Below are 15,552 nucleotides of genomic sequence, written 5' to 3'. Positions count from 1 at the left end.
AGATTATGTTAACCAATATAAAAACACACAGTTTAAAATTAACTGCGTGTTTTTATATTTTCTTAACTAGTTTCAAATGTAACAGAGTTTGTAAGAGATATAATTTTTATTATCGTTGGACTTTCTTCGTTTTTATTATCATAGTTTATTTCTTTTGCCTCAGTCCAGTAAATAAAATCTTCTGACTGCAAACAGAAATTTGCTCCGAAATTATCTGTTACTACAAAATAGTTTTTTTCTATAATATCATACAGATATACCGGAGCTCCGGATTGTTGCCAAGTAATATATGTGCCATATAATCTTAAATCCCAATATGGAATAATATCATATTCACTTAAGATCGTGTTTATACCATTAGAATATAGATTAAGCGAATCCATGTCAGAATCATGCTGACGATTAGGCTTCCATACTATCTTAGGGTAAATTGGACTTACATTCTTTCCATCACTATATGTATAGATAGCTACATTTGGAATTAGTTCAGTGATGATATCAGTCTGCATATCTCTTAAATACAGACTTGATATATTATCAGGATCTGTACTTTTTTCTACGAAGTACAACCCTTCAGCAGTCATCGTCGGACTAGTTCCAAATTCCTGTAATTCCTTTACCTGCTTAGAAGTAATATCATATTCGTAAATTGACATTCCCAAATCAACAAGTTGATTTCCATTATATCTTGTCTCTCTTTTTTGTACCTCAAAGTATATCTTCCCTTTGTAGTAAGATATGATAGGATCAACAAAATTAGTTGCCCGGACAACGCTTAATGATTCAAGATCAATAGTTTCAGTAGTTTTTGTTTTAGTATCATATAACTTATAGTTAATTGGAACAGCGACATTCCCACCAGTTATATATTCAAAGTAAACCATGGTATTATCAAACATTCCAGAAAATCCAAAAAATTTGTCTGAGCTTGTTTCACCGATGTTTTCATAACTTTGATTTACGATATTATATATAGCTATAATTGACTTATTGCTGTTCTCATCAATTTTACCGACCATTAAATTTCCTTTAGCATCAATACCCGCATTTGCAATCGGATTATAATCTACTAATTCTCTCTCAATAGGTGTCCAGGTATCCCATGTTGTATCAAAAATATTTTGCTTATCATAGATGTCGCTTTGATAATTGCTTGTATATTCTGTTTTAAAATTATTCTGTACAATTACAAAGTCGTCAAAGGCTGTTTTATTTGTTGAACAACCAGTCAGAAAAAGTATAAAAAATAAAACTAATAGTAATCGCTTAATAAGTAATCGAACCTCCCCAAATTAAATACGACATATCATATGCTGAAATATATGCTGATTGTGGAACACCACCAAATCTTCCACCAAGTCCTGATGATGAATCTTTATAGTAGACACCATTTCTATCAGCGTATCCATAAATTGGTACAAAGTGTCGTAAATCATAGTAAGTATGTCCTACTAGTTTTGGAACATTAGTTTTTCCTGTTTGGTACACAGCGACAATCGGTGCATAACCTGCATCAAGTGTAATCGTGATTCGAGACATGAATAGGCTTTGATCCCATGTATCTACCGTTCTATAAACATACCAATTTCCAAGCCCTAAAAAACTATTTAGGGTGTACGAAATATATTGCCCCGGAGTTAATCCTCTTTTAGAAGTTTCTAACCATCTATCATTAGCCAACTCGTATTGATCAACATATTTATTTTTTACTGACAACGCCATAGCTACTGCTGCGGGACCGCAAAAATAATCATTTTTTTGTCTATAAAAATTCATGGCAATTTGTTTTGTTGATCTTGAAAGAGGATTCGCCCATTCTTTGTCTGGTGATGCTGCAATTAATTCTTGTTTAATTGCCTCAAGTGCAGCATAATCCATGTTCTCATATGCTTCATAAAGCCGACTCTCAAACTCCAATTTTTGAGTTTCATAATCAATAGAATTGCCACTACGAGGTGTCGGTACAATTTTTAATGGAACTTCAGCTCCAAATTCATAAAAATCTTTTTCCGCTTGAAGTCGACTCTGAATATTAATTGCCTCATCTGAACCAACTTCATAGTCTTTCATAATTTGTTCAATTGTTGGAACGCTATCCTCAGCTGATACAACAACAGGTATTGAGGCGCTCAAAATTAACGTACAAACTAATAAGAATAGAATTTTTTTCATTTTTGTTCCTCCGAAAATTTATTTTGCAAAATTCCTCACTCCCCAGAAAGTATTTCGCTTACTATAAATATAACAAAATCACAATACTTTGTAAATCAAAATTAAAAGAGGCGACACTAAGTAGCCTCTTTATTCGTATCATAAAGCTTATGTTAACCAAGAAGGAAATGTAAAAAACATTTCAATTGACAAACTCGCTGCTCAATTATATAATTAATTTGTAAAAACTTTATTTGCGTGTCCATGAACAGTTTTTACAATATATTTTTAGGAAATTACTTTATTTCCTTATCTAATTTCATACAATCAATATCCCCCTTGAGTTGATTGTAGAATCCTTAAGTTTGCCGACACTTTGTGTCGGCTTTTTAATCATTCAAAAGTGGTCTTGATATCATAAAGATTTCGAAAACATCATTATAAATCAACACTACTTTTAAATATAGTACATCACTCAATTATATAATTAGCATAAACTCCAATATTTGAGCGTTTTCTTAATGAATATTATGTTACAAAATAACTAAATATGATATAATAAATTCGATATAAAGTAAATAAAGGAGGATATTATGAAAACAATAAAATCACTACTATGTATAACTCTATTAATTGGAGGCATTTTTGCATCTAGTTTACTACTTGGAACTAAGACTGAAATAACAACCAAAGCAGCGAGTAATACAACTCCTCCACCTGCCGCAATCAACCAAATATTTCCTGATGCTAATCTTGCAGAAATAATTAGACAAACACTGAATAAAAGTTCTGTCACTGATCAAGTGACACAAGCGGATTTAGACTGGATTAAAGAACTTTCAGGTGGCTCTAGTAACATTATTGACATAAGCGGAATCGAACACCTCACTAACTTAAACATTCTTAATTTAGCTGATAATCAAATAAGTGATATAAGTCCATTGGCTAACTTGACTAATTTAAACAATCTTTATTTAGACAGCAATCAAATCAGTGATATCAGCTCTCTGGCTCCCCTTACTAAATTACAAAGTCTTTATTTGATGAATAATCGAATTAACGACATTAGCCCACTGACTAACCTGACTCATTTAAGCAATCTTTATTTAGACAACAATCAAATCAATGACATTAACCCAATAGCTAATCTAGCTAACTTACAGTTTTTTGATTTGACTCGTAATCAAATTAGCGACATTAATCCACTGGCTAATCTGACTAATTTAATCTATATTTCTATATCTAATAATCAAATCAGTGATATTACACCTCTACATAATCTTGGTAATTTACAATATCTTTATTTGAGTAATAATCAAATTAGTGATATTACACCTCTGTATAATCTTGGTAATTTACAATATCTTTATTTGAGTAATAATCAAATTAGTGACATTACCCCACTTGCTAACCTCGCTAATTTAATTTTTTTCACGTTAGATAGTCAGACAATAACGTTGCCATCTATTCAAAGAACAAACGATCTAACCATTGAAAATAAAGTTATTGATACAGCCGGTAGTTCTATAACTCCAACAACAATCAGTGATGGTGGAACGTATAATGCACCTATGATTCACTGGTTCAATTTACCAAGTACACAATCAAGTGTCTCTTATAATTTTAATACTAACATTACTATTGGGACTTTCTCTGGTCAAGTTATTCAACCATTATTAGAAGCTTATATCGTAACTTATGATATCGCAACAAATGGTGGTGAGGGAATAGCTCCTGAAAGTCAAACCGTTCTATTTGATACATTAATACCTGAACCAAATGCACCTGCAAAATCTGGCCATATATTTACTGGATGGTATACTGCTGCAACCGGTGGAGATAAGTGGGATTTTGCAACAAACAAAATGCCAGCAAATAACATCACCTTATATGCGCAATGGACTCCAATAAATCAAAATGATAGTTCAAGTAACAATAACGAGGAGCCATTGTTACCACAAACTGGACAAAACGACTGGTTTATACTACTTGGATTTTTTGCATTGATTTCTGGAGCAGCAGTATTATTCATAAAACAGAAAAATACAAATAAGCATTCGCTTTAGAATATGCACATGGCAGCCATTTGAATAAGCGAAAAGACCGCATTTGCGGTCTTTTTATTTTTTTATTATTCGAACTTGAATATGTACATCGCTGTTTCACGATGAATCAATCATAACTGAGAATCATACTTATGTTAAATTTAACCAAAAATCAGTCCAATTAAAAATGGACTTAGTGAGCAAGTACAATTAGTTGTGACAAAGAACTTAAAAATCCTAAAATAATTAAAATTATGTATAGTATATCTATAACTATGTATGATGTTTACTTGTTACTTTATTACTATTTCAATAGCTTAAATTTTCAATTTTTGATAAATTGCGTAAAACCACAAATAAATATGCGCTATCTTCAAACACTTTTGCTTCATCCCAAAATTTTTTAGTACTTATATTAGCACAATTATTCCATGTTTTGCTATGAATACCCGCATCATTTTGATCTCCTCCATATATACATAATACTCCATAATCTTCAATCAGATAATATATGATTATGCTCAAAATCAAATAGTTACTGTTTTTCTAAACAAGTTATTATTTGTCCAACTCAAATTTAATTGTTAAGCTATTTTCCGATTTTAAAACCTATTTTGATGTAGCTTAGTTATTCTGTATCATTCCATAAATGCACTCGCTTTTAAATATAATTCCAATTAGTACTATACCAATCGCAATTTTATCTATTTTAAGTGAAATAGTTTTCTATTGGCATTTTTTTATTATAGCACACTCTTAGGTTTTATAACACGTATATTTATTTAACAATTAAATAAAATTAATAATAAAATATATTACTAAAATTCTTTGGCCACATAGCTCATATTACTTATTAATTAGTACAAATCGTTGGTTTCCATACAATATGTAAGGTAAGAGATGTCGACCTTCTTCAGCGATTTTTCCAATAACATTAATGTTTTGTCTTGGACCATACTCCTTTAAAACTATTTGAAGCTCACCTGCGTATCTCGAATTCATAATATTATCCATAGTAACTGAATACTTTATTCTTGGAGCACAATATAAAGGCGCTAATTCTATCCCTCGTGTATCAGTGCTTCTTATTATGTCTGCCGGTTGATCAACACGACTAGTCATGACAATACTTTTTATTTTGTTTTCAATATCTTTTGGTAAGTACTGATTAAATAATACTGGAATTTCTAAATGTTCTAAGTCCTTAATTCTAGATAGCTCAGAAAGCTCTGATTCTGATGCCATTGAGTCACCAATGATGACATTCGATACTCCTAAGCAAAATAACTCTTGCGCAGCAAGATGTGGAGCCATAAATCTATGTTCTTCGATAGTCTGTACTCCATGATCATGTTCATTTAAATCAGGTGCAGAAAACTGAGAAGCGACAAAGGCGGAAACAGGGATACTATACTCTTTATATAGATGAACTACTTCTTTTACAAACTCTTTTGAATGTCCAGTCCCCATTCTTGGAAAATAGTTAAAGCAGGTAACTAGTTGAGTAATATTTCCAAAATCCATAATCAGTTTACAAAATTTTTTTACCTCTTCATAATATTGCTTATTTTTAGGAGTAGAAAACGAGGCATTAGACTCAATAATAATGCCATACTTATTATTTGTCATTGAACAAATTTCCTCATAATCAAAGCCTGCATCAATTCTAATAGTTGCTAAGCCTAAATCATAAAATGGCTCTAGATTTGTTGGAGTTGCCCCAAGAGAATCAAAAACATTTCTTGTTGTATCTGCTGTAAAGTTGATTCCTAGTGATTTAGCATAGCTAAAGATCTCCTTAAATTCATTTTTACCAATTGTTTTCGCTTTTGAAGAAAAATTATATTCCGCAATTTGTAAAGCAGTGAATGCTTTCGTAAAACCTAAATCAGATGCCTTCTTTAAATACCTTTTTATCTCAATTAAATCATAAAACTCTGGATATACAGATATACCAACTTCTTTTTTCATTTTTAATACCTCCAATTATTTTTTTATTAAGTATATCATCATTATTTGTTATTGTATAGGTATACTATATATATCGCTGCAAATTAATTGCTGTAATTGATTGCATCTCAATTTCTTAGTAATATCATCATATTAATCTATGTTTGTAAACCAGTATTAATAATTAGATATAGAAATAACATCATATTCAACTTCAAAGTAAACTGGGTCAAGAATTTGTCTATTTTTATAATCAAAATTAATAAATCTTGAAGCCTTAATATACTATAATTATTCAATATTTATTTCTTGTATCCAACAAAGTATTTAAATATGTAAAGTGAAGATATAGCTATTATTTTATACAAAATAAATGGCACATTATGATACAACGACTGTAGCATGTTCATGAAGAGCAGAAATCCTTATACAAGTCAATATTTGTGAACTTTCTGCCTTATGGATTAGCTCAGTACATTTTAATAGACAAAATTACTGTTCACACATATAATTTATTTGTAACAACATTATTCGCGTGTCCATGAGCAGTTGTTACAAAACTCTTTTTAGGAAATTACTTAATTTCCTTATCCAAATTCATACAATCAATATTCCCTTTGGGTTGATTGTAGAATCCTTAAGTTTGCCGGCACTTTGTGTCGGCTTTTTAATCAAACAATGGATATTTCCTTCCCATATTTCATATCATTTAGATTATGTTAACCAATATAAAAACACACAGTTTAAAATTAACTGCGTGTTTTTATATTTTCTTAACTAGTTTCAAATGTAACAGAGTTTGTAAGAGATATAATTTTTATTATCGTTGGACTTTCTTCGTTTTTATTATCATAGTTTATTTCTTTTGCCTCAGTCCAGTAAATAAAATCTTCTGACTGCAAACAGAAATTTGCTCCGAAATTATCTGTTACTACAAAATAGTTTTTTTCTATAATATCATACAGATATACCGGAGCTCCGGATTGTTGCCAAGTAATATATGTGCCATATAATCTTAAATCCCAATATGGAATAATATCATATTCACTTAAGATCGTGTTTATACCATTAGAATATAGATTAAGCGAATCCATGTCAGAATCATGCTGACGATTAGGCTTCCATACTATCTTAGGGTAAATTGGACTTACATTCTTTCCATCACTATATGTATAGATAGCTACATTTGGAATTAGTTCAGTGATGATATCAGTCTGCATATCTCTTAAATACAGACTTGATATATTATCAGGATCTGTACTTTTTTCTACGAAGTACAACCCTTCAGCAGTCATCGTCGGACTAGTTCCAAATTCCTGTAATTCCTTTACCTGCTTAGAAGTAATATCATATTCGTAAATTGACATTCCCAAATCAACAAGTTGATTTCCATTATATCTTGTCTCTCTTTTTTGTACCTCAAAGTATATCTTCCCTTTGTAGTAAGATATGATAGGATCAACAAAATTAGTTGCCCGGACAACGCTTAATGATTCAAGATCAATAGTTTCAGTAGTTTTTGTTTTAGTATCATATAACTTATAGTTAATTGGAACAGCGACATTCCCACCAGTTATATATTCAAAGTAAACCATGGTATTATCAAACATTCCAGAAAATCCAAAAAATTTGTCTGAGCTTGTTTCACCGATGTTTTCATAACTTTGATTTACGATATTATATATAGCTATAATTGACTTATTGCTGTTCTCATCAATTTTACCGACCATTAAATTTCCTTTAGCATCAATACCCGCATTTGCAATCGGATTATAATCTACTAATTCTCTCTCAATAGGTGTCCAGGTATCCCATGTTGTATCAAAAATATTTTGCTTATCATAGATGTCGCTTTGATAATTGCTTGTATATTCTGTTTTAAAATTATTCTGTACAATTACAAAGTCGTCAAAGGCTGTTTTATTTGTTGAACAACCAGTCAGAAAAAGTATAAAAAATAAAACTAATAGTAATCGCTTAATAAGTAATCGAACCTCCCCAAATTAAATACGACATATCATATGCTGAAATATATGCTGATTGTGGAACACCACCAAATCTTCCACCAAGTCCTGATGATGAATCTTTATAGTAGACACCATTTCTATCAGCGTATCCATAAATTGGTACAAAGTGTCGTAAATCATAGTAAGTATGTCCTACTAGTTTTGGAACATTAGTTTTTCCTGTTTGGTACACAGCGACAATCGGTGCATAACCTGCATCAAGTGTAATCGTGATTCGAGACATGAATAGGCTTTGATCCCATGTATCTACCGTTCTATAAACATACCAATTTCCAAGCCCTAAAAAACTATTTAGGGTGTACGAAATATATTGCCCCGGAGTTAATCCTCTTTTAGAAGTTTCTAACCATCTATCATTAGCCAACTCGTATTGATCAACATATTTATTTTTTACTGACAACGCCATAGCTACTGCTGCGGGACCGCAAAAATAATCATTTTTTTGTCTATAAAAATTCATGGCAATTTGTTTTGTTGATCTTGAAAGAGGATTCGCCCATTCTTTGTCTGGTGATGCTGCAATTAATTCTTGTTTAATTGCCTCAAGTGCAGCATAATCCATGTTCTCATATGCTTCATAAAGCCGACTCTCAAACTCCAATTTTTGAGTTTCATAATCAATAGAATTGCCACTACGAGGTGTCGGTACAATTTTTAATGGAACTTCAGCTCCAAATTCATAAAAATCTTTTTCCGCTTGAAGTCGACTCTGAATATTAATTGCCTCATCTGAACCAACTTCATAGTCTTTCATAATTTGTTCAATTGTTGGAACGCTATCCTCAGCTGATACAACAACAGGTATTGAGGCGCTCAAAATTAACGTACAAACTAATAAGAATAGAATTTTTTTCATTTTTGTTCCTCCGAAAATTTATTTTGCAAAATTCCTCACTCCCCAGAAAGTATTTCGCTTACTATAAATATAACAAAATCACAATACTTTGTAAATCAAAATTAAAAGAGGCGACACTAAGTAGCCTCTTTATTCGTATCATAAAGCTTATGTTAACCAAGAAGGAAATGTAAAAAACATTTCAATTGACAAACTCGCTGCTCAATTATATAATTAATTTGTAAAAACTTTATTTGCGTGTCCATGAACAGTTTTTACAATATATTTTTAGGAAATTACTTTATTTCCTTATCTAATTTCATACAATCAATATCCCCCTTGAGTTGATTGTAGAATCCTTAAGTTTGCCGACACTTTGTGTCGGCTTTTTAATCATTCAAAAGTGGTCTTGATATCATAAAGATTTCGAAAACATCATTATAAATCAACACTACTTTTAAATATAGTACATCACTCAATTATATAATTAGCATAAACTCCAATATTTGAGCGTTTTCTTAATGAATATTATGTTACAAAATAACTAAATATGATATAATAAATTCGATATAAAGTAAATAAAGGAGGATATTATGAAAACAATAAAATCACTACTATGTATAACTCTATTAATTGGAGGCATTTTTGCATCTAGTTTACTACTTGGAACTAAGACTGAAATAACAACCAAAGCAGCGAGTAATACAACTCCTCCACCTGCCGCAATCAACCAAATATTTCCTGATGCTAATCTTGCAGAAATAATTAGACAAACACTGAATAAAAGTTCTGTCACTGATCAAGTGACACAAGCGGATTTAGACTGGATTAAAGAACTTTCAGGTGGCTCTAGTAACATTATTGACATAAGCGGAATCGAACACCTCACTAACTTAAACATTCTTAATTTAGCTGATAATCAAATAAGTGATATAAGTCCATTGGCTAACTTGACTAATTTAAACAATCTTTATTTAGACAGCAATCAAATCAGTGATATCAGCTCTCTGGCTCCCCTTACTAAATTACAAAGTCTTTATTTGATGAATAATCGAATTAACGACATTAGCCCACTGACTAACCTGACTCATTTAAGCAATCTTTATTTAGACAACAATCAAATCAATGACATTAACCCAATAGCTAATCTAGCTAACTTACAGTTTTTTGATTTGACTCGTAATCAAATTAGCGACATTAATCCACTGGCTAATCTGACTAATTTAATCTATATTTCTATATCTAATAATCAAATCAGTGATATTACACCTCTACATAATCTTGGTAATTTACAATATCTTTATTTGAGTAATAATCAAATTAGTGATATTACACCTCTGTATAATCTTGGTAATTTACAATATCTTTATTTGAGTAATAATCAAATTAGTGACATTACCCCACTTGCTAACCTCGCTAATTTAATTTTTTTCACGTTAGATAGTCAGACAATAACGTTGCCATCTATTCAAAGAACAAACGATCTAACCATTGAAAATAAAGTTATTGATACAGCCGGTAGTTCTATAACTCCAACAACAATCAGTGATGGTGGAACGTATAATGCACCTATGATTCACTGGTTCAATTTACCAAGTACACAATCAAGTGTCTCTTATAATTTTAATACTAACATTACTATTGGGACTTTCTCTGGTCAAGTTATTCAACCATTATTAGAAGCTTATATCGTAACTTATGATATCGCAACAAATGGTGGTGAGGGAATAGCTCCTGAAAGTCAAACCGTTCTATTTGATACATTAATACCTGAACCAAATGCACCTGCAAAATCTGGCCATATATTTACTGGATGGTATACTGCTGCAACCGGTGGAGATAAGTGGGATTTTGCAACAAACAAAATGCCAGCAAATAACATCACCTTATATGCGCAATGGACTCCAATAAATCAAAATGATAGTTCAAGTAACAATAACGAGGAGCCATTGTTACCACAAACTGGACAAAACGACTGGTTTATACTACTTGGATTTTTTGCATTGATTTCTGGAGCAGCAGTATTATTCATAAAACAGAAAAATACAAATAAGCATTCGCTTTAGAATATGCACATGGCAGCCATTTGAATAAGCGAAAAGACCGCATTTGCGGTCTTTTTATTTTTTTATTATTCGAACTTGAATATGTACATCGCTGTTTCACGATGAATCAATCATAACTGAGAATCATACTTATGTTAAATTTAACCAAAAATCAGTCCAATTAAAAATGGACTTAGTGAGCAAGTACAATTAGTTGTGACAAAGAACTTAAAAATCCTAAAATAATTAAAATTATGTATAGTATATCTATAACTATGTATGATGTTTACTTGTTACTTTATTACTATTTCAATAGCTTAAATTTTCAATTTTTGATAAATTGCGTAAAACCACAAATAAATATGCGCTATCTTCAAACACTTTTGCTTCATCCCAAAATTTTTTAGTACTTATATTAGCACAATTATTCCATGTTTTGCTATGAATACCCGCATCATTTTGATCTCCTCCATATATACATAATACTCCATAATCTTCAATCAGATAATATATGATTATGCTCAAAATCAAATAGTTACTGTTTTTCTAAACAAGTTATTATTTGTCCAACTCAAATTTAATTGTTAAGCTATTTTCCGATTTTAAAACCTATTTTGATGTAGCTTAGTTATTCTGTATCATTCCATAAATGCACTCGCTTTTAAATATAATTCCAATTAGTACTATACCAATCGCAATTTTATCTATTTTAAGTGAAATAGTTTTCTATTGGCATTTTTTTATTATAGCACACTCTTAGGTTTTATAACACGTATATTTATTTAACAATTAAATAAAATTAATAATAAAATATATTACTAAAATTCTTTGGCCACATAGCTCATATTACTTATTAATTAGTACAAATCGTTGGTTTCCATACAATATGTAAGGTAAGAGATGTCGACCTTCTTCAGCGATTTTTCCAATAACATTAATGTTTTGTCTTGGACCATACTCCTTTAAAACTATTTGAAGCTCACCTGCGTATCTCGAATTCATAATATTATCCATAGTAACTGAATACTTTATTCTTGGAGCACAATATAAAGGCGCTAATTCTATCCCTCGTGTATCAGTGCTTCTTATTATGTCTGCCGGTTGATCAACACGACTAGTCATGACAATACTTTTTATTTTGTTTTCAATATCTTTTGGTAAGTACTGATTAAATAATACTGGAATTTCTAAATGTTCTAAGTCCTTAATTCTAGATAGCTCAGAAAGCTCTGATTCTGATGCCATTGAGTCACCAATGATGACATTCGATACTCCTAAGCAAAATAACTCTTGCGCAGCAAGATGTGGAGCCATAAATCTATGTTCTTCGATAGTCTGTACTCCATGATCATGTTCATTTAAATCAGGTGCAGAAAACTGAGAAGCGACAAAGGCGGAAACAGGGATACTATACTCTTTATATAGATGAACTACTTCTTTTACAAACTCTTTTGAATGTCCAGTCCCCATTCTTGGAAAATAGTTAAAGCAGGTAACTAGTTGAGTAATATTTCCAAAATCCATAATCAGTTTACAAAATTTTTTTACCTCTTCATAATATTGCTTATTTTTAGGAGTAGAAAACGAGGCATTAGACTCAATAATAATGCCATACTTATTATTTGTCATTGAACAAATTTCCTCATAATCAAAGCCTGCATCAATTCTAATAGTTGCTAAGCCTAAATCATAAAATGGCTCTAGATTTGTTGGAGTTGCCCCAAGAGAATCAAAAACATTTCTTGTTGTATCTGCTGTAAAGTTGATTCCTAGTGATTTAGCATAGCTAAAGATCTCCTTAAATTCATTTTTACCAATTGTTTTCGCTTTTGAAGAAAAATTATATTCCGCAATTTGTAAAGCAGTGAATGCTTTCGTAAAACCTAAATCAGATGCCTTCTTTAAATACCTTTTTATCTCAATTAAATCATAAAACTCTGGATATACAGATATACCAACTTCTTTTTTCATTTTTAATACCTCCAATTATTTTTTTATTAAGTATATCATCATTATTTGTTATTGTATAGGTATACTATATATATCGCTGCAAATTAATTGCTGTAATTGATTGCATCTCAATTTCTTAGTAATATCATCATATTAATCTATGTTTGTAAACCAGTATTAATAATTAGATATAGAAATAACATCATATTCAACTTCAAAGTAAACTGGGTCAAGAATTTGTCTATTTTTATAATCAAAATTAATAAATCTTGAAGCCTTAATATACTATAATTATTCAATATTTATTTCTTGTATCCAACAAAGTATTTAAATATGTAAAGTGAAGATATAGCTATTATTTTATACAAAATAAATGGCACATTATGATACAACGACTGTAGCATGTTCATGAAGAGCAGAAATCCTTATACAAGTCAATATTTGTGAACTTTCTGCCTTATGGATTAGCTCAGTACATTTTAATAGACAAAATTACTGTTCACACATATAATTTATTTGTAACAACATTATTCGCGTGTCCATGAGCAGTTGTTACAAAACTCTTTTTAGGAAATTACTTAATTTCCTTATCCAAATTCATACAATCAATATTCCCTTTGGGTTGATTGTAGAATCCTTAAGTTTGCCGGCACTTTGTGTCGGCTTTTTAATCAAACAATGGATATTTCCTTCCCATATTTCATATCATTTAGATTATGTTAACCAAATTAAAAAGCAATACCTAATGATATTTTAGGTATTGCTTTTTATTTACTTTATCTTCCTTCGGCAGGCGGTTCAGTTAAGTCACCAAAAATCTCAACGTGATTGAGTTCCTCCTTAGGAGTAGAGCTTAAATCTTCTAACTCATTATATGCTTCAACGGTTTCTAGCGTTTTATTTGTACGCATTCTTGAGGATTTTACTAAATAGTCTTGGTTCATAGGTAAAGTCCAATAACCATCACTATTCGGGTTTTTATCTAATGCAAATACAAGCACATCACCATCTCTGTATTGTGGAGTGTCTCCAATTTTAGTATTTGGAAATCCACTTGTTGTCAATTCGATTTGATCTCCTACTGATATCCCCTCGCCGCTTATTACTTCTTGAATTTCCAAAGTCCAAACAGTACTCCAGTTTGCCATACTATTTTTTTGATAATCTTCAACATTAAAACTATCTTGACCTTCTGGATTTATCGGTTTATCTCCGGTATCAACTGGATTATCAACCTTTCCTTCAATAAGTGATGTGAGTTCAGGAAACTCTGACTTTAATTCTTCGGCTGAATAAACTTGATCTCCTGAAACCTCAGTATTTTTTACTCCATCTGCTCTTAGCACTTTCGCTACAACAACGTTATCGGAATAGTACATAATACTTTCATAGTCATCTGAGACAAGCTCCGTATTAAAAGACATTTCCGTTTCATGCAGAATATTCTCAAATTGCGTAACAGAGTCCTCAACATTGAAGTTATCGTTTCTGCTAGCGACAATTGTTGTTTCTGCTGGTTGATTAATAAAATACGAACCCACAACTAGACCAATACAGACCAAGCTAGTAATAATTAAAAATATCGTTTTCTTATTCATTAGTACCCACCTCCCCAAAACGAATTCTTTCCATGACGCGCCTCGTATGAATCATTATCATCTCGACCAAAATAAATACTTGAAAGTCGTCCTTGAGTCATAATATTACCAGCATATTTATTATCTCCTAGACCTAAGGCATGACCAATCTCGTGAGTAATTGTATATTGAATTTCAGCAGAGGAATAGTATCGACCTAAGCTTGTATTCCACATAACATAATCATTAAGTTCAATGATTCCTTGGCACATTCTACTAAATCTATTTGGACATTCTTTATAATAACGTCCACTAGCTCGCCAACCATTTCCTTCCCAACGATCAGAATAATCATCGCTAAGAAATACCAAATCCGTATATGCGGTTCTTCCATCGCTAGTTTTATATGATGTAAAACTCTTCTGAACTACATCGACAGTTCCACTTCGATGCCAAATATTTCCAGCATCATTCATTCTCCATGATGAGTATGTAGATTGATTCACATGCCATAAACTGCTTAACGAAACCGCCATATAGCTTCCATTAAGGTTGGTATAAGCAGTAGCATTTACATTAATCTTACTAAATGATAAGATAAGTCCACAAATAAACAATACAGAAACAAAATAAATAATTTTCTTCATTAAGACAACACCCTTACTTTATTTTACAAAATTCCTCACTCCCCAGAAAGTATCCTGCTTATTATTAATATAACAAAATCACAATACTTTGTAAATCAAAATTAAAAGAGGCTGCTAAGACCCCTCAATTCTTACTATTTATTTCCAATTGTTTTCATACAAGCATCATAAAGTGATTGCCGGTATTCTTCTCTGCTAGTTTCAGACAAATTATGTTGTAATAAATATTCCTTTAGATTGCGAACGCTACTATTAATGCATTCTTGACTATGATTTCCATCACATCCGGTTGATACAGTTAATAAAAGCAATGCTATTAGTATTA

At 31.2% G+C, this 15,552-nt stretch carries 10 protein-coding genes; 2 read left to right on the top strand and 8 right to left on the bottom strand.

The genetic code is table 11. From position 1 onward, the window contains the following. Nucleotides 1-62 precede the first annotated feature (62 nt). Together FEZ08_RS11190 and FEZ08_RS11185 are read right to left on the bottom strand one after the other, a co-directional pair. Nucleotides 63-1,019 carry a hypothetical protein gene (locus tag FEZ08_RS11190; RefSeq protein ID WP_138192403.1) on the bottom strand — a complete coding sequence of 319 codons (957 nt, stop codon included), beginning with the start codon at nucleotides 1,017-1,019 and terminating at the stop codon, nucleotides 63-65. A gap of 247 nt (nucleotides 1,020-1,266) precedes the next feature. Further along, nucleotides 1,267-2,172 (bottom strand): C39 family peptidase, encoded by a 906-nt coding sequence (locus FEZ08_RS11185; RefSeq protein WP_138192401.1) that lies wholly within the window; start codon nucleotides 2,170-2,172, stop codon nucleotides 1,267-1,269. Between the two features lie 572 nt (nucleotides 2,173-2,744). On the opposite strand from FEZ08_RS11185, the gene FEZ08_RS11180 reads away from it, so the two are divergent. Next, a complete protein-coding gene (locus FEZ08_RS11180) occupies nucleotides 2,745-4,217 on the top strand; it encodes a leucine-rich repeat domain-containing protein (RefSeq protein WP_138192399.1) in 1,473 nt (490 codons plus the stop codon). 825 nt (nucleotides 4,218-5,042) lie between these two features. Here FEZ08_RS11180 and FEZ08_RS11175 read toward each other — a convergent pair. The 3 genes from FEZ08_RS11175 to FEZ08_RS11165 all read right to left on the bottom strand — a co-directional run bounded on the left by FEZ08_RS11175 (nucleotide 5,043) and on the right by FEZ08_RS11165 (nucleotide 9,029). After that, on the bottom strand, nucleotides 5,043-6,167 hold the full coding sequence (locus FEZ08_RS11175) for a MupG family TIM beta-alpha barrel fold protein (RefSeq protein WP_138192397.1): 1,125 nt from the start codon (nucleotides 6,165-6,167) through the stop codon (nucleotides 5,043-5,045). Between the two features lie 752 nt (nucleotides 6,168-6,919). Continuing rightward, a complete protein-coding gene (locus FEZ08_RS11170) occupies nucleotides 6,920-7,876 on the bottom strand; it encodes a hypothetical protein (protein ID WP_138192403.1) in 957 nt (318 codons plus the stop codon). A 247-nt stretch (nucleotides 7,877-8,123) separates the two neighbouring features. Further along, nucleotides 8,124-9,029 (bottom strand): C39 family peptidase, encoded by a 906-nt coding sequence (locus tag FEZ08_RS11165; RefSeq protein ID WP_138192401.1) that lies wholly within the window; start codon nucleotides 9,027-9,029, stop codon nucleotides 8,124-8,126. A 572-nt stretch (nucleotides 9,030-9,601) separates the two neighbouring features. On the opposite strand from FEZ08_RS11165, the gene FEZ08_RS11160 reads away from it, so the two are divergent. Continuing rightward, complete coding sequence (locus FEZ08_RS11160; RefSeq protein ID WP_138192399.1) at nucleotides 9,602-11,074, top strand: leucine-rich repeat domain-containing protein; 1,473 nt, start codon at nucleotides 9,602-9,604, stop codon at nucleotides 11,072-11,074. Between the two features lie 825 nt (nucleotides 11,075-11,899). Here FEZ08_RS11160 and FEZ08_RS11155 read toward each other — a convergent pair. The 3 genes from FEZ08_RS11155 to FEZ08_RS11145 all read right to left on the bottom strand — a co-directional run bounded on the left by FEZ08_RS11155 (nucleotide 11,900) and on the right by FEZ08_RS11145 (nucleotide 15,116). After that, nucleotides 11,900-13,024 (bottom strand): MupG family TIM beta-alpha barrel fold protein, encoded by a 1,125-nt coding sequence (locus FEZ08_RS11155; RefSeq protein WP_138192397.1) that lies wholly within the window; start codon nucleotides 13,022-13,024, stop codon nucleotides 11,900-11,902. Nucleotides 13,025-13,779: 755 nt separating this feature from the next. Further along, nucleotides 13,780-14,601: a hypothetical protein gene (locus FEZ08_RS11150; protein WP_138192395.1), complete on the bottom strand. Its 822-nt coding sequence runs from the start codon at nucleotides 14,599-14,601 to the stop codon at nucleotides 13,780-13,782. Beyond that, complete coding sequence (locus tag FEZ08_RS11145) at nucleotides 14,601-15,116, bottom strand: zinc metalloprotease (RefSeq protein WP_138192393.1); 516 nt, start codon at nucleotides 15,114-15,116, stop codon at nucleotides 14,601-14,603. The genes FEZ08_RS11150 and FEZ08_RS11145 overlap by 1 nt, the downstream gene beginning before the upstream one ends. Nucleotides 15,117-15,552 lie beyond the last annotated feature (436 nt).

The sequence above is a fragment of the Culicoidibacter larvae genome (assembly GCF_005771635.1).
Taxonomy (GTDB): Bacteria; Bacillota_I; Bacilli_A; order Culicoidibacterales; family Culicoidibacteraceae; genus Culicoidibacter; species Culicoidibacter larvae.
The sequence above is the reverse complement of the archived record's forward strand: the minus strand, read 5'-3'. Positions and strand labels throughout refer to the sequence as shown.